Consider the following 16,366-nt stretch of genomic DNA (forward strand, 5'->3'; position numbering starts at 1 on the left):
AAAAAGAGAAAAAAAATTAAGATTATTTTTCTTCTTTCTTACTTTTAATTAAATTTTCCATATCATCAAATTGCTGGTCAACTTGTTTTTTTACAATTGAAGCAGCCAAAGTAGCAGTACCTACACTAGATAAAAGAAAACCTCCCCATGCCAAGATTAATGAATCAAGTTTTCCAACTACACTGTTTCCAGACGCTTCATAACTGTTACTTGTAAATGCATTTGAAACCATAGTTATGGACTCTAAAGGAGAAACCCCCTCAGCCAACATGGTAACTAAAAAGCTGACCCATACAATTGAAAATAACAATAATACTGATATTCCCAGACCCATACTTTTAGTGAATTTCACAAATCTTCGATAGTAAACTTGCATGAAATAAAAATATCCTAAAATATGGAATAAATCAATCCAAATAAGTGAACTATCCCCAAATACAATACCATTTATGGATCCGAAAGGAATCAATGTAAATAAAATGATTTTATCATTTAAAGAGTCAGTACTCATACTCATAACAAGATATATGGAAAGAATAATATCTAAAAGAAATATGGGAAATGACCCATCCTTCCAATTAAATATTAAATATAAGTCAATAATAATGAAAATAAATACCATTGACAAGTAAAAAATTTGCTTTAACGATGCTAATTTTTCTTCAGGGAAATATTCTACAGGATTTAAAAACTTCGCATATTTTAAACCCGGTATTGATTGCATATTATTAACAATTAATTTAGCAATATATACTAAAAATATAAAAATTCCGGCCGCAACTAACAATTGAAGAATAAGAAGCAACACAAAGTTATAATCCATTATTCATCATCCCCTTCAATTAATTTTTCTAATTCAGCAAATCTTTTATTGAAATGTCTTCTTAATATTGCTGCAGTCAATGTTGCAGCACTTACTCCCGAAATGACATAGCCCCCCCAGACCAATAATAGGCTATTGAATTTACCAAGGATGGTTGCACCGAAAATTCCATAACCATTACCAGTGAACTCATTGGAAATCATTACAAGAGAGTCCAAAGCATTTACACTTTCAGCATATTGAGTTATGAAGAAACTAGCAAAAATGATTACGAATAATAAAACTATAGTTACTCCCAAACCATTTGAATTAGTATAATCCATAAATTTATCAAAATTAAGTTTTGCAAAGTATATGAATATTAAAACATGAATTACATTGAAATAAATTACCAAATCCATATGGAACAAAAGTAAAGATAATGATCCATATGGAATTAGTATCAGCCATATAATCTTATTCTTTAAAGAGCTTTTATCCATTGTGACTGCAAAATACAATGAAAGTGCAATATCAAATATCACAAAGGAATACAAAAAGACCATTCCCTCGCCCACAATAGCATAAAAGATGTTTACAACACACAAAGCCATCATGATTAGATAAAAAATCTGCTTCAATGAATGAATTTCGTCCTCAGGCAAATAATCCTTCAAATTTATAAACTTAAAATAGCCATTTTTTACTAGTTTATATGTAAATCCTCCTAAAAGTGTTAAAACTAAAAAAACAACTATCACAATAGCAAATTGATATAATGTTTCCGCTAATAAATCCACAATTAAACACCAATTAATTTTTTCATATTTAAATTTTTATGATTTTAATTATATAACATTTTAGAATTCTTACAGACAGAATAGAAATAACAAGTATTAATTCAATTGCAACACAACATAATTACTTTTTATATTCTTTAAGTAAATTCTCCAATTCATCGAATCTATTGTCATAATCCTTAAATTTCCCGTCAAAATATTTCATTAAAATTGCAGCTGTCAATGTGGAAACACTTACTCCAGACAATAAATAACCTCCCCAGACCAAAACCAATGAATCAAGTTTTCCAGGAACACTATTTCCTAAAACGGCATAACCATTACTGGTAAAAGCATTGGAACTCATTACTAATGCATCAAGCATATTAACGCCTTCAACAAATGAAGTGATATACATACTTATAAATACAATGGCGAATAATAACAGTATTGCAATTCCCAACCCATGATTTCTGGTATACTCATTGAACTTGCCATAATATACCTTAATCATATACACCATCGCAATAATATGAGAAAATGTAAAAAGGGACAAAATAGAAAAGTCAGATATTAAAAATGACACGGTACCAAATGGAATTAATAAAAATGCAATTAATTTGCCCTTATAAGAACTTGTATCCACCTCTATAAAGCAAATCAATGAAATTACAAAGTCATAAATTGCAAGATAAATTAAATCATAATTCTCAACAACCAGTGCCAAAACAACAAATGTAAAACATCCTGCCATCATCAACAGAAAATAGATTTGTCTTAATATATGAATTTCATCTTCAGGAAAGTATTCATTCGCATCCACAACACGATAGTTTTTAATTCTTAAATAACTCTTGTTGATGAAAATATAAGCAATCAGAAAGATAACTAAAATAATTACAAAAGACAATGCTGTTCCAAAAATCATATAATTTAAATCCATAATATTATTTTTATTCAATAAACTATATAATAATATTATGAGACTGTCCAAATCAAAAATCAACACATATCTTAAATGTCCTCGTGAATTCAAATATAGATATATTGATGAAATTGAAACACCACCTAACGAGTACATGGCTCTTGGAAGCGATGTTCATCTAATAGCTGAAAACTATGCAAAAATCTATGGTGATAATCCACAGGAAAATCCGAGATACTTTCTCGATTTGATAGCACGTAATCTAAAATTAGATCCTGAAGAATATAATCTACATTTAAATAGTTTATCTTCATTTTTTAAAAGAGCATTTATAGAAAATGATTACACACTTTTCAGCCAAGAGGAATATCTTAGCGATGATACTCACAACTTTACAGGCATAACAGATATTGTTTTGGAAAATCCTGATGGTGATTTGATTGTTATCGATTATAAAACAGGATCATCATCTTCTTTTAGCAAATGCAGATTGGAACTAGGGTATTACAAAATGCTTGTTGAAAGCAATTATGATAAAAATGTTATAGCTGCAGGAATATTTTTTACTAAAGACAACAAGTTAAGATTATTATATTTTGAAGATGAAGAAAATAAAAGAAAATATATCTGTAATAGGGAACTTGAAGAAGGTCTTAATACATTATATGAAGTTAGAAAAAACATTAATGACAAAAAATTTCCAAGAAATGAACAGTTTCTATGCAGATACTGCACTTATTCAGATATCTGTTACAAAGACAAAGATTAAAAAAAATTAGATAAAGTGATTATTTTTCAATAACATAACCACTGTTTTGACCTTTAGTTATAAAAATAGGTGCATCTTCACCTAAAAATTCACGAGTTGCTTTTAATACAGACTCTTTATTTCTTTCATCAACAACAGAATATATTGTTGGTCCAAAAGAACTCATTCCAACACCATAAGCACCATTATCTCGCAAATGTTGCATCAAGTTATGCATTCTTTCATCATATAATGTTAATTCTGCTTTTTGGAATCCTCTTTTGTGAATTTCATTAATACATTTACCAAATTCTTCAATATCCTTTTCAAGCATTGATGGTATTAAATTCATGAAAACAATATGGGATAACTGTTCCACTTCTCTTTGAGGTAGCGGACAGAACCTTTGGAATAAGTTTACTTCTTCACCATCATGAATAGATAAACCATATGGTGGTATGGCTATCAATACATCCCATTCCTGAGGAAACTCATATCTTCCAATAAGAGGTGGTGGGCATGCACTGGAAGCTGAAGAAGGTAAAAATGTTGCCTTTTCTTTTAAACTGTGTCCTCCATCAGCAATGAATCCCCCATCTTCAAAACCATATGTACCGATACCGGAAGTTCCCCCTCTTCCAACGATTGAAGATAATTCCACTGATGTTTTTTCAATTCCAACAGTTTCACAAATTAATTTAGCAGCAGCTAGTGCTATTTGAGTACCTGATCCAAATCCTGAATGTGCTGAAAATGCATTGTGAACTTTAAAATCAAAACCAATATCCAAGTCAAAGTGATTGCAGACATCTTCGTAAGCCTGTCTAATCTTTAAATTGCATTCTTCAATAGCTTCTTCATCAGTAATGCTTTCATCAAATTCTACATTAACTCCATTTTCTGTTTGAGTACTTTCTAAAATAAATTGAGGATTTTGTATTGAAAATCCTATTCCGCCATCAATTCTTCCATATGAGCCATTCAAATCAAGTAATGTTATATGGATTCTAGCAGGTGTTCTAATTATCATAATTTATCGCCCATAATTTTTTAATACATATATACTATTCAACTTACTATATAAATAAATATCCATCATATAATGAAAAATGATTATTTTGTAACTAAAATCAACCCAACTATACAAATAACTATACCCAAAACTTGCTTTAAAGAAATATTTTCTTTATATGCAACAAAACCTACAATAAGCAGCGTGCATGCAAGACAAATATTTGCAACAACTGAAGCATTGCTGACCTTCCATCCTGCACGATATATTAAAATATAGCCTGTTTCCAAACCTACAATGGATATTCCCAGAACAATAGATGTCCAATTAATCTTTGATATTTCAAAAGCCACATTTTCCGGCCTTGAAATAACAAAAAATAATATTATAGTAACTATTGTTGCGGTTACATATGTAAAGATTAATGTAACAAATGGATCAACATCCCCCGGAGTTGATTTAGTACAAATGTTATACATAGTATTTGCTAAAACAACCAAAACCATTGGAAAGATTAAACTTATTGCCGTATTGTCCATTTTATTCCACATCAAAGTCTACAATTTCCCCATTATCATCAACTATTTTAGCAATTGTATCCTGTGCATCTTTAAGCTTATCATCACAAGCTTTAACCAAATCCATTGCTTTTTTAAATTCTTCAATTGCATTATCCAGTGGAACATCACCTTTTTCCAGTTTTGCAACAATTTCTTCCAATTCCTTTAAGTTATCTTCAAAACTGACATTTTCTTCTACCATATTAAATCACCTTTGTATTAACATTACCGTCTTCAAATTCGACTTCCAGATCATCTCCAGATTTTAACTGTTTAGCACTTGAGACAACCTTACCTTCAATTTTAGCTAATGTATATCCTCTTTTCAATGTATTTAGAGGATTTAATATTTCTAATTTTGATAATTGTAATAAATAATTTTCTTTTTGATTTTTAATAATATTTTCAGGATTTTTTAAAACATTGGAATTTTTCAACAAATCCAATTTATTTTTATTTCTCATTATTAATGATTCGGAAGAATGCTGTAAACGACGAACAACATTATCCAACATCATTTCTTTAGGAGCATAAAGTTCACATGGTGCTTTGAATAACTGTTTGGATACAATATTATCCAATTTAGATTTATTTTCATCCAAAGTTTTATTTATTGCCAAATTAGCCCTTAAACTAAGTTGATTTATACCATTTTTTATTTCCTCATATGGTGGAACTGCAATTTCAGCAGCTGCCGTTGGAGTTGCTGCCCTAAAGTCAGCTACAAAATCAGCTATGGTAAAATCGATTTCATGACCCACAGCACTAATAACAGGAGTATTGCAATCATATATTGCTCTTGCAACAATCTCTTCATTGAACGACCATAAATCTTCAATGCTTCCCCCACCTCTTCCAACAATAAGAGTATCCAAATTAAATTTTTCAGACCTTTTTATTTGATATACTATATTTTCAGCAGCCTTATCTCCCTGAACAAGTGAAGGAAATAATAGCACTTCGCATAACGGCCAGCGCCTTTTAATTGTTGTTATGATATCACGAATCGCAGCACCATTTGCCGCAGTGACAACCCCAATTCTTTTTGGAAAATTAGGAATTTTCTTTTTATGTGAATCATCAAACAAGCCTTCCTTGTTGGGTTTTTCTTTTAGTTCCTCATATTTTCTGTGTAAATCACCAATACCGTCTTTGGATATTTCACTAACATACAACTGATAAGTTCCATAGTTTTTATAGACTTCAATTTTTCCTTCTATAAGAACTTTCATCCCATCTTTTGGTTTGAATTTGAGTTTATATCTAGCTCCAAACATGACACCACGAATTTGACTTTCCTCATCTTTTAAAGTAAAATACAGGTGTCCACTTCGATATAATTTGACATTTGATAGTTCGCCCTTAATAAAAATATGTTTTAAATTAGAATCGCTACCAATTAACTCACCAATATAGTCAGTGACCTTAGATACAGTGATATACTCCTCAACCATAAAATATCACCTTAAATAATAATTTGTTAACAAGAAGTAAATACTTTTTTGATGATAGAATTTAATTATTTAAAAAACAAAGAAGATAATATGGCAGACAAAGATTTGAAATTAGAAACAAAATGCTATGATGCTAATGAATATGGATACCTATATGGATTAAACAAAAGGATTCCTGATGAAGAATTTGAAAAAGTAAAACCTTATATGAGAGATTTTAGAAGAAAAGACTTCTTAGATGGAATCATAAAAGTTACTGGAAGGCCAGAAGGTTATCGCTGCCTGGAAAAAGATGTCAGTAAAGTTGAGGAAATTCTAGGGATAGAAAATACACTAGAAAAAAGACAGAATAAGATTAAAAAGGCATTTGAAGATCCGATTCAAAAAGTAAATCTTAAAGATAAAGCATACAACTGGCTCAATACCCTTTTTAAAACTGGAGGAACAAGACCTAAGCAGGATTTGAGCCGTTTGGCAATCCATTCAACAAAAATTTATGATCCGGACGACAGCTTTAAAAATGGAGCTGAAGACGGTGAGGGAACATTGTTCATGTACACTCCTCACGGAATGTGGTATATTATCAACAATTGCGGAAAGTATAGTGATTTAAGCTTGAATAATGTAAAAACACCTCAAGGAGGAGCTATTGGCTATAGATTAATGTATGATGATACTCTTGATACATTGATTAGAATATACACAGAAGAAAATGAGTATGGTGGTGAAAAATTATATTAATTATTGACATCAACTATTTATGATAAAAAAATAATAATTAAAAAAATGTAAAAAATATGTGATATTATGGAATATGATATTAAAAGTATAGCCATTTATACAATAATTGCAACACTTATTGCATCTATCATTGATGCAGTATTTTTCGCATCAAATATTGTTGCATATAGTTCTATAATTGCTATAGCAATAGCAGGAGTTATTATTGGATTTTTAGCAAAAAATTTAGAAACTGCAGGATTGCAGGAGGAATAGTGGGTTTTATAGTCTCAATTCTTCAATCATTTATAGCTCCAATATTTTTAAAAGGAACAAGCATCCACATATTAGATTCTTATTATGCAATTATTTGTGTAAGTACAATTTGTAGAGCGGGAGTTAGTTTAATCATAACAAGAAATGATTAAACACCACCATCACAACCAAACCATTAAATGAATGAAAATACTACCCATCCAACATCAAATTATCACCTAAAAAAGAAAAGACCTATTACTAAATTAAAAATACTTAAAAATCAAGTATTATTAAATATAAAGAAAAAGCTTTATGCGACTTAAATAATTTTTAAAACAAACATATAATTACCTAAAAAGAGGTGAAATTATGGATAAGAAAAAAATTATTATTGCAGTAGTCGTTATTATCGCAATTATTGCTGCAGGATTATTAATTTTAGGTAGTTCAGACATAACATTACAAGGTGTGGGTGCAAAAGTTACTATACCAAATAACTACACCGTAGATGATAAAGGAGTAGCAAGTGCAGGAGACGTGAAAATAGCATTTATAGGATCTGCTGATGGAACAAATGCAGATGTTGAAAAGTTTTATGGAGCTATAGCTAAATCTGGAAATGAATCAGGATATAAAAACTATAAAAATGGAACTATAGGTGATTTCAAATTCCAAGAATTTAGTGCTAATCCAAAAGAACTTAAAAATATTACAACTGAAAAAGTTACCTCCGGAGATACAACATCATGGACAGAATATCCTCCACAAATGGCAACCGTAGGTATGTTAAATGATGACAGTGTTGTTAATATGAGAAGAGTTACTTTTGTTAATACAAAAGATAATACAATTAATGATTTATTAATTTACTCAAACAATACGAATATTGATTTAAACACTCCAGAGTTTGATAAAATAATAAATAGTATTGCAATTTTAGAAAAATAGATAATTAATTTATTTTTCTATTATTTATTTTTTAAATATTTTCAATATAAATAAAAAAAAGAATTTAGTAATGACTTTGTGGAGTCATTCCTAAATGATGATCTTCGCTTTTCTTACCAGGAATTCCATAAGCATCAGCTCTACATTGAGTACATGCCCTAAATACTGGTATAATCTCTTCAACTTGTTCACGAACACTTTCCATCATTGAACAATCAGGACGTGAATAATGTTTCATTTTTCCTAACGGTATCAATGGCAGAATATTCATTAAAGAAGCACCTCTCTTTTTAACTTCTTTAGCTATTTCAACAATGTGTTCGTCATTCAATCCAGGAATTAAAACTGAATTTACTTTAACAACCATTCCATTAGCTGCTGCCTTTTCAACACCATCCAATTGATTTTGAATCAAAATTTTAACAGCGTCATAATCCTTATAGACTTTACCTTCATATTTAATAAATGAATAAATATCCACTGCAATATCTGGATCAATTGCATTTATTGTTACGGTTACAGAATTTACACCTAATTCTGCAAGTCTGTCAGCATATTTTGGGAGCAACAATCCATTAGTACTCATACATTTAATTAAGTCAGGATGTTTTTCGGCCATTTTTTCAAAGAATTCAAATGTTTCCTCATTTGCAAGTGAATCTCCAGGCCCTGCAACCCCAACAACTGAAATTGGACCGTCTGCAGTTACATCATCAATATGAGCAATTGCATCATCAGGTTTCATGATACAACTTGTTACACCAGGTCTGTCTTCCTCATTATTAATATCCCTCGTACAGAAGTTACAGAATATATTACACTTAGGTGCAACTGGCACATGAGCTCTTCCAACTTTATCATGCATTTTTTCATTAAAGCAAGGATGTGCTTTAGTTATATGTGCAAATCTTGAACCTTTATGTTCAGCCATAATAACCACTTCTCCATATTTATTTATACTAATTTTATAACAAGTGTTATATAAATTTTTCTACATTCCGTTATTTAATTCAGCAATATATTCTTCAGCTTTTTCAATCCAAGAATCCATAATTAACTCATCAGTGGCCACGACTGCAATAATATCCTTTGTAGACATGTCTTTAATAATTTTAAAGCCTTCTGGTAAAATTCTGAATATTGCATCATAAATTCTTCTTTGAAGGTTGGAGTGCGGGTCATCAATAACCAAATTCTCCAAATCCATCTGATTGCCTGAAATTTCAAGCTGATACCTGTTAGGTTGATAAATCTCATCTCTGGAAAATATTCTCCACAATTTGTTTAAAATATTAGGAAGATAATTTTCATCATCAACAAGAATCATCGTCACATCATTTTGTTTATTATAACTGAAACTAGCGACATCTTTGAATTCGACAACAGTAGAAGTTTTTTTCATTTTAATAGCTAATATAAATACCGGATCATCAGGATTGACAAAAGCTTTTAAATCATCGACAGATGCACCCAAAACCAAATCCTGAAAGATTTGTTTAATGATGATTTCATAAACTTCAGCACCTTTCTTATCATAGCATTCAACTAACATCGAATCAACCCTGTTTATTTATTATCTTGCCTGTGTCCCATTCCTGATACAAGAAGAGCTGCACCTACAGCACCAATGTGTTGAGAGTATTCAGGAACAATAATTTCAATTCCACCTAATGTTTCACTTACAGCTTCAACAAGACCTGAAATTAAACTTGTTCCTCCCACTTGTATCAATGGTTCACGAATATCAATTTCCTGAAGTTGTTGTTCATACACTTGCTCTGATACAGAGTGACATGCAGCGGCCGCAACATCAGCTTTAGATCCACCTGCTGCAAGAGTAGTAACTAAATCTTGAATACCGAATACAATACAGTAGGAGTTCAACATTGCTCTTCTCCAATCCCCTTGAACAGCTAAAGGACCGAGTTCAGTAATATCTACATCTAATCTGCGTGAGGTCATATCTAAAAATCTTCCGGATGCACCGGCACAGATACCGCCCATAGTAAAGTTATCCGGAATACCATTATTTACAGTAATTACCTTGTTATCCATACCACCAATATCTAATACAGTAGCTTCTCCTTTTTGACAATCTGCCAAGTATACTGCACCTTTTGCATTAACAGACAATTCTTCCTGAATAAGTTCAGCGCCGAATTCCTGACCCATTGTAAATCTACCATAACCAGTAGTTCCAATACCATCCAAATCATCCCAGCCATAATCAGTTTGACCGAAAGCTTCTGATGCTGCAGTTTTTGCAGATTCAATGATATCCTTAGTTGATGTCCAACCAGTTCCAATAACCTGATTGTTTTCCATCAAGACCGCTTTTGTAGTGGTTGAACCGGAATCTAAACCAAGAGTAAGACCTTCTTGTTTTTCACGAGCAAGAATACTTCTACGAGTTACTGTAGTAGCCAATGCTTCCATACGGATAAACAATTCATCAGCTTTTGTTCTTTCAGTAAATGAATAGGTAACTACCGGAATACGAGTATTATTCTGTATAAAACGTCTTACTTCATTCCTTACAAGTGCTGCTTCAGCACATCTAAAACAAGTAGCAATAAATACTGCATCAGGCCTTGATTTACCTTCAACAATAGCCATGGCTCTTGCAATCATTAACTTTAAACTTGAACTTTGTGCAGAAAAACCAAATTTTTCATATGCCTCATCAATATACTCTAAATCGATTTCTGGAAGAATAATTTCCGCACCAAATTTATTAGCTGCTTTTTCAATTTCCTTTTGAATTCCACTATATTCAGTTCCACATGAAACTAAAGCAATTTTTACCATATTTATTCCTCCCCTGACTCTTCTAGTGAATCAACAAAATCATTTATTTCATTAACCATAAGATAAGTTTCATCTTGATTAGTTGGATAAGTTACTTCTAAAACAGGAATATCTCTGTTCCTAAGCAAAAATATTGACAATTCATTTGTTCTTGCACAACCAATACAACCAAAGCCATATGGTGCACCATCAACAATAATTGCTGCTTCAGCTTCATCTATCAATGGTCCAATAATAGACATTCTACCACGAACACCTGATGGAACCTCAATAGCCGCATATTTAAGACCATTAATCGGGTCTTCTTCAGTAATATTCATTGGTGGAGAATCAATCTCCGGATCTTTAATTTTTTGCCTAATTTGTTTTTGAAGAACTAAAGGAGTATGACCTTTCCTTTCAATTAAATCTGCCAAGATTAATGAATTTGGAGGATAAATAGCTACTTTCACCATATTTTCACCTATAATTTTTATTTATTTTCTAAACATTCATTCATAATTTTTTCAAAATCATCAACTTTTACCGGTTTTTTCTCTTCAATTGTTACTTCTTTGGGATTTTCTAAAGCTTCAGCAACATAACCAAGTATTGTATATTCTTTTTCCATTTGATGGAATCCTTCTCTTGGGCCGAATCTATGACCTCTACATCTTCTAGGATCCCCTGGAGCAAAGCCTCTTTCCTTTGTGAATATATGTGCAGGATCAAGTTTTCTAATCTCTTTAATTGCTTTATACACATCCTCTTTTTTTCCACTAATCATTGATCCATAACAAGTGTTTTTAATTGTTAAAGGAAGACCAAGCATGTGGAATTCTCCTACAATTTCACTTTCACTTACACGAGCTCCAGGTCCAAGAATAATCATACGAGTAATTACATCCGGATCCCAATCTTCACTACTCATGTTTACTTTAGGACATAGATTCTCTGACATAAACTACAACTCCTTCTTTTTTATCTTCTAAACCATCAGTATTCGCAACCATCTTACCGACAATATTTGTTGCATTGAATGATTCAGCAGTTGGCCCAAATTCCCGATTAGGTTCAAATCTAACACCAATCAAACCTGCAGTTTTTGATGACATGTTCGTAATACCAATTTCACATTCATTTACAACATCGGTCGGATTGTTTTCAGGAATAAGACCTTTAGCTAATTTCTTGTTACCTTCAAAAATGGTAATATGCATTCCAGGTACCGCGAAGTGAACTTTAATTTTTCCGATAGGGTTTTCCAAAAGACCTGAAATTAATTTAAAGTATTTAACTGATCTTGGAGCATTATCAACAAATTTAATTTCACATAATTCATTTGGACTGATGGCTTTTGTTACAACTTTTCCTTCATTAATAATATCAATAGTGTGTCTAGGAGATTGTTCGACAATTATTGCATCATCATCAGTTACACCCTCACGAATATGCTCAATACCCGCTTCAGCCAAAATTTTTCCAGCATCTCCTTGTGATTTACTAAGTAACAGTAATCTTTGTTGTTCAGATTTAACAGTTATGAAATCATCTTTTTTTGCAATATCAATAATTTCCATTCCTGCAGTGATTTTACCGACAGTGGTATGGTTTGGAGTTAAAACCCTGTTTTCACGGTAAACATACATCCTACCTACACCATTACCTTCATTCCTAATAGTTATAGTACCTCTAACTCTCTGAGTAGTATTTTCTTTAGGCTTATCGATACCTTGCAATTCATAAAAACCAATGAAAGAATTAGAATCAAAATTAACTTTAATTCTGTTATCCTTAATAATTGAAAACAAGTGCTCAACACATATTGGGGACTTCTCATCTATTTCAAAAGAAATATATGTAAATAATTCATTTCCTTCCTCCAAAACAGTGCTCAAATCAGAAACAGATGCACTATCAGTTGTTGTGCTTCTTTCAATAATCGGTTCAATAGAAGTTACCACATCATCATCAGTTAATTCGTTTAAAGTCTTTTTACCACCAATAATACGTGCAAAAATACCCTTGTTAAATGGAGGTACACCATATATATTAGTAGTATTTTCCTTAAGAAGAATTAAGTGAGTAGATTCATTACTAAAACTGGATAAACTTAAAACAACATCCCCCTCATAATATTTGAATTCATCATGAGTAGGTTCTAAATCAGTTACAATAGGTCCGATAGAAACTTCAGTTGAAGTAGACCACCTAATTGACAAATCAGTAAAATCTTCATATTGATTTTTCCACACATCAATAATAGGTTTTGCTTCCTCGTCATCAACCAATTCAATAATAATAGAACCTTGGGTAGTTTTAATTTTATATTTAGTAATATTCTTTTCCAGTTCTTTTTTACCTTTGATTAGACAAATAATACTACCAGGAGTATATGGAGCATTAGTTTCATCAATTACATCCTGAATTGTAGAACCATCTGCTACATCAATCTCTTTGCCATTAACTTTAATTAACATACAATCTCCTAATAATTGTTTAATATGATAAGTATATTTTTTAATATTAAAATACTTACTTATTTAATTTTGACAAAAGAGAAAAAAGAGAAAAAATAAAAAAATTCCGACTATAATTTAAAAACAGGATTTTTATTTTGATTAAAAACTTCTATTGTTTGGTCTTTATAGGTTACATTCAATACCCTATCGTCAGTTACTTCACCAACAACACAAGCTTCAATTGAATATTCTGCCAAATAATCACAGATAAAATCACATTTATCTTTACTAGCAGTAAATACAAAACCTGATCCAGGATATGATTTTAACCAATCATTCCATGGCATATTTTCATTTTTAGGAATATCTTCCAAATTAACATTAGCCCCTTTTTCAGAAGTTTCTAAAAGCATTTCCAGTGTCCCTAAAATTCCGGGATTAGAAATATCCTTGCCTGCTTTAATATAATCATGTTCGGCCAAGTATTGTACTGCAGTGATTTGGTCACGTACAAGCTGAGCATCCTTATCATAAGTAGTATCCCAGTTCAAACTAAACATTTCATGAGGTTTTCCATCCAAATCAATAGCCACAATTACTTTATCGCCAGTTTTAGCATCAAAACTAGTAATTAATTTATCTTTCTGAGCAATTCCCACAATAGCTACCCCTACAGAGTCACTATCGCCATCAGGATGTAGGTGCCCTCCAACCATTGGAACACCAAATTTCAAGCATCCATCTTTAATGCCTGTCAGCAAATCCTCATAAATTTCATCATGATTAATAGACATTATATTAACCATGGCCAACGGTTTACCCCCCATGGCAGCAATATCATTAACATTAACAAGAACTGAACAATAACCTGCCCAATAAGGATTTACATTCATGATTTGACCCCAGATTCCATCCGCAGCAATTAATACAACCTGATTATTTCCAATGTCAACAGCTGATGCATCATCACCAATATCAATGATCACATCCCCAGAAACATTATAAGCATCACTTAAAAGATTAACAACATTATCAATAGAACTTTTACGTGAAACTCCTTCAAATTCTTGCACTTCCTTTATGAGTTTTTCAAAGTCTAAAATAAACCCCACTTCCTTAAATTTTATTAATTGTATATTTAATATTCATATTATTTATGATTTCAATGATTTCATTTTCAACATCATCAATTGAATTGAAATCTCCAGAATAATTATTATTTTTAAAAATTTTTTTATAAATTATATTGCCGATAATATCATCATTTCCACTTTCAACTTCAAAAATAACAGAATTTTTTGATTTAAAACCATCTTCAACTACCTTATCCAAATCACCATCAGTTATTCCTATTATTGGAATATTGAATCTGTATAAAATATCAGATGCAATCAAAGTGGTATCATCACCGATTGTTATTACACATGAAGCATTCCTGAACTTATATACATCTTCCCCTGCATGATCAAGAAAAGCTAATTTAAATTTTTCAGAGGTTTTATTTTCCAATACTCTTGGCGTTACTTTTGCCTTTCTTAAAAGTCCTGTTTTAACAATTGCTGAAGATAAATCAACATCCCCTAATTTTTCAACACCATGAGGCTTTATCTCTCCACCAACAATATCAACTATTTTATTGTCGTTTGATACCAAAACAAGTTTATCTGAAGTTGATTTTCCAATGACAACACTATTGACCATAATGTTTTCACCAGGACTTACTCCATGAATAGTACGTCGACTTTGACTTTTTTCATCATCTTTAATATGGTTTTCATAGATTTCTTCAGGTTCAACAATGGTTAAATTTAATTTTTTAGCAAATTCGTCTGCCAAATTGCTTTTTACAGCCCAATTAATCACACTACCATCAACTTCGCCGGGCCTTTCAATTTGAATAATTGGAGTATTATTTTCATCGATCTTATTTTTATAGTGGTTATATACCTTATATCCAAAAACCTGTCCTGTGGTAGATGATTTGCCATAATTTAAAAGAAAAATAACATCAACAGAATCCTCATGAAATATTTTAAGCGAATCGCTTGGAACCAATTTACGGGAAATATCAATAATATCCTCCAAAGACTCGTCAATGACGGCAGTTCGACCCATCGTTCCACCCAATCTTACAGAAACATTCCCATATTCAACAATTAAATTTATAAGCTTCAATGCGTAACCTGAATCTATAATGTTTGGACCGTGAACTACAATTCCAATATTCATTTATTCACCTTAATCCTCTTTTTGAATATTTTAGATCCACATACATCACAGTCATCAAAAGGATAGTTTTCCTCAAATTCCTTTTTGCATCCCTGACAAACTTTTTTCCAATTATATATTTCTTTAATACCCTCAGTTATTATGCCTGAATATGGAATATTCATTATTTTTAATGTATTCTGAATAGTGTAGTCATCACTAATTACCTTAACGGATTTTCCTTCATCAATCAACATTAATGCAAGTGCTATTATCTTTTTATCAGGAAGAGATAATCTTAAGACATCACCGGACTTGGAGATATTTTCTTCAGTTTTATCCAAGTATTTTCTATCAACGTCCTGAACAATAAGTATTCCATCATCAACTGCACTATCATACAATAATCTAGATTCAAAATCCTTAATTTCAGCAGTGATTTCCGGAACAGTATAATTGTACTGTGATGTTGGTTTAAAACCATTAATGAATGCAGATGCATCTAAAACATAGTAAATTTCCATGAATATAAATATGATTTAAAAATTTATAAAAGTTTTTGGTTAATTCTATCGAAAAATGTAATTTGTTTTTCAGGAAATTTAAATTAATTACGAATATAAAACAGCCAAATATGTAAAAACCATATTACCCGACTTTCATGGAAGTTTCATAGAATATTCATAAAAACTTCATAGAATAT

Annotated in this window: 21 protein-coding genes; 5 read left to right on the plus strand and 16 right to left on the minus strand. The window is 31.2% G+C overall.

All coding sequences use genetic code 11. The features are described 5' to 3' along the window. Positions 1-22: 22 nt before the first annotated feature. From SM9_RS08435 to SM9_RS08445, 3 genes are all read right to left on the minus strand, one after another. Complete coding sequence (locus SM9_RS08435; RefSeq protein ID WP_058739722.1) at positions 23-823, minus strand: hypothetical protein; 801 nt, start codon at positions 821-823, stop codon at positions 23-25. Beyond that, complete coding sequence (locus SM9_RS08440; protein ID WP_058739723.1) at positions 823-1,602, minus strand: hypothetical protein; 780 nt, start codon at positions 1,600-1,602, stop codon at positions 823-825. The genes SM9_RS08435 and SM9_RS08440 overlap by 1 nt, the downstream gene beginning before the upstream one ends. Positions 1,603-1,723: 121 nt before the next feature. Continuing rightward, entirely contained in the window at positions 1,724-2,524 is an 801-nt protein-coding gene (locus tag SM9_RS08445; protein WP_157064717.1) for a hypothetical protein, read from the minus strand. Between the two features lie 37 nt (positions 2,525-2,561). Here SM9_RS08445 and SM9_RS08450 point away from each other — a divergent pair, with 37 nt between their 5' ends. Further along, a complete protein-coding gene (locus SM9_RS08450; protein ID WP_058739725.1) occupies positions 2,562-3,275 on the plus strand; it encodes a RecB family exonuclease in 714 nt (237 codons plus the stop codon). 19 nt (positions 3,276-3,294) lie between these two features. Here the strand turns inward: SM9_RS08450 and SM9_RS08455 are convergent, their stop codons facing one another. The 4 genes from SM9_RS08455 to xseA all read right to left on the minus strand — a co-directional run bounded on the left by SM9_RS08455 (position 3,295) and on the right by xseA (position 6,280). After that, the gene (locus SM9_RS08455) at positions 3,295-4,284 is read right to left on the minus strand and encodes a beta-ribofuranosylaminobenzene 5'-phosphate synthase (RefSeq protein WP_058739726.1); all 990 of its coding nucleotides are present in this window, start codon (positions 4,282-4,284) and stop codon (positions 3,295-3,297) included. Between the two features lie 83 nt (positions 4,285-4,367). Continuing rightward, positions 4,368-4,805 carry an EamA family transporter gene (locus SM9_RS08460; RefSeq protein WP_157064718.1) on the minus strand — a complete coding sequence of 146 codons (438 nt, stop codon included), beginning with the start codon at positions 4,803-4,805 and terminating at the stop codon, positions 4,368-4,370. A gap of 1 nt (position 4,806) precedes the next feature. Then, positions 4,807-5,028, minus strand: a complete 222-nt coding sequence (locus SM9_RS08465; RefSeq protein ID WP_058739728.1) for an exodeoxyribonuclease VII small subunit — start codon at positions 5,026-5,028, stop codon at positions 4,807-4,809. Position 5,029: 1 nt separating this feature from the next. Beyond that, the gene (xseA, locus tag SM9_RS08470; RefSeq protein ID WP_058739729.1) at positions 5,030-6,280 is read right to left on the minus strand and encodes an exodeoxyribonuclease VII large subunit; all 1,251 of its coding nucleotides are present in this window, start codon (positions 6,278-6,280) and stop codon (positions 5,030-5,032) included. A 90-nt stretch (positions 6,281-6,370) separates the two neighbouring features. On the opposite strand from xseA, the gene SM9_RS08475 reads away from it, so the two are divergent. From SM9_RS08475 to SM9_RS08485, 4 genes are all read left to right on the plus strand, one after another. Continuing rightward, a complete protein-coding gene (locus SM9_RS08475) occupies positions 6,371-7,021 on the plus strand; it encodes a hypothetical protein (RefSeq protein WP_058739730.1) in 651 nt (216 codons plus the stop codon). Between the two features lie 66 nt (positions 7,022-7,087). Continuing rightward, positions 7,088-7,276: a hypothetical protein gene (locus SM9_RS08480; RefSeq protein WP_058739731.1), complete on the plus strand. Its 189-nt coding sequence runs from the start codon at positions 7,088-7,090 to the stop codon at positions 7,274-7,276. Beyond that, positions 7,276-7,428 carry a hypothetical protein gene (locus SM9_RS12070; protein WP_157064719.1) on the plus strand — a complete coding sequence of 51 codons (153 nt, stop codon included), beginning with the start codon at positions 7,276-7,278 and terminating at the stop codon, positions 7,426-7,428. Before SM9_RS08480 ends, SM9_RS12070 begins: the two co-directional genes overlap by 1 nt. Before the next feature lie 199 nt (positions 7,429-7,627). After that, a complete protein-coding gene (locus SM9_RS08485; protein WP_058739732.1) occupies positions 7,628-8,206 on the plus strand; it encodes a hypothetical protein in 579 nt (192 codons plus the stop codon). Positions 8,207-8,270: 64 nt separating this feature from the next. Here SM9_RS08485 and SM9_RS08490 read toward each other — a convergent pair whose 3' ends face one another. The 9 genes from SM9_RS08490 to SM9_RS08530 form a co-directional block, all read right to left on the minus strand. Then, entirely contained in the window at positions 8,271-9,137 is an 867-nt protein-coding gene (locus SM9_RS08490) for a radical SAM protein (RefSeq protein ID WP_058739733.1), read from the minus strand. Between the two features lie 60 nt (positions 9,138-9,197). Then, a complete protein-coding gene (locus tag SM9_RS08495; protein ID WP_058739734.1) occupies positions 9,198-9,758 on the minus strand; it encodes a methanogenesis marker 17 protein in 561 nt (186 codons plus the stop codon). Between the two features lie 14 nt (positions 9,759-9,772). Next, complete coding sequence (locus tag SM9_RS08500; protein ID WP_058739735.1) at positions 9,773-11,014, minus strand: methanogenesis marker 15 protein; 1,242 nt, start codon at positions 11,012-11,014, stop codon at positions 9,773-9,775. Positions 11,015-11,016: 2 nt separating this feature from the next. Then, entirely contained in the window at positions 11,017-11,469 is a 453-nt protein-coding gene (locus SM9_RS08505; RefSeq protein ID WP_058739736.1) for a methanogenesis marker 5 protein, read from the minus strand. A 17-nt stretch (positions 11,470-11,486) separates the two neighbouring features. After that, positions 11,487-11,954, minus strand: coding sequence for a methanogenesis marker 6 protein (locus SM9_RS08510; RefSeq protein WP_058739737.1), 468 nt, complete (start codon positions 11,952-11,954; stop codon positions 11,487-11,489). Continuing rightward, on the minus strand, positions 11,932-13,473 hold the full coding sequence (gene mmp3 / locus SM9_RS08515; protein ID WP_058739738.1) for a methyl-coenzyme M reductase-associated protein Mmp3: 1,542 nt from the start codon (positions 13,471-13,473) through the stop codon (positions 11,932-11,934). Before mmp3 ends, SM9_RS08510 begins: the two co-directional genes overlap by 23 nt. 110 nt (positions 13,474-13,583) lie before the next feature. Then, positions 13,584-14,567 (minus strand): methanogenesis marker 2 protein, encoded by a 984-nt coding sequence (locus tag SM9_RS08520; RefSeq protein WP_157064720.1) that lies wholly within the window; start codon positions 14,565-14,567, stop codon positions 13,584-13,586. Between the two features lie 4 nt (positions 14,568-14,571). After that, on the minus strand, positions 14,572-15,684 hold the full coding sequence (locus SM9_RS08525; RefSeq protein WP_058739740.1) for a DUF2117 domain-containing protein: 1,113 nt from the start codon (positions 15,682-15,684) through the stop codon (positions 14,572-14,574). Continuing rightward, positions 15,681-16,187, minus strand: coding sequence for a PIN domain-containing protein (locus SM9_RS08530; RefSeq protein ID WP_058739741.1), 507 nt, complete (start codon positions 16,185-16,187; stop codon positions 15,681-15,683). The genes SM9_RS08525 and SM9_RS08530 overlap by 4 nt, the downstream gene beginning before the upstream one ends. Between the last annotated feature and the right edge of the window lie 179 nt (positions 16,188-16,366).

The organism is Methanobrevibacter millerae, from assembly GCF_001477655.1.
GTDB lineage: Archaea > Methanobacteriota > Methanobacteria > Methanobacteriales > Methanobacteriaceae > Methanocatella > Methanocatella millerae_A.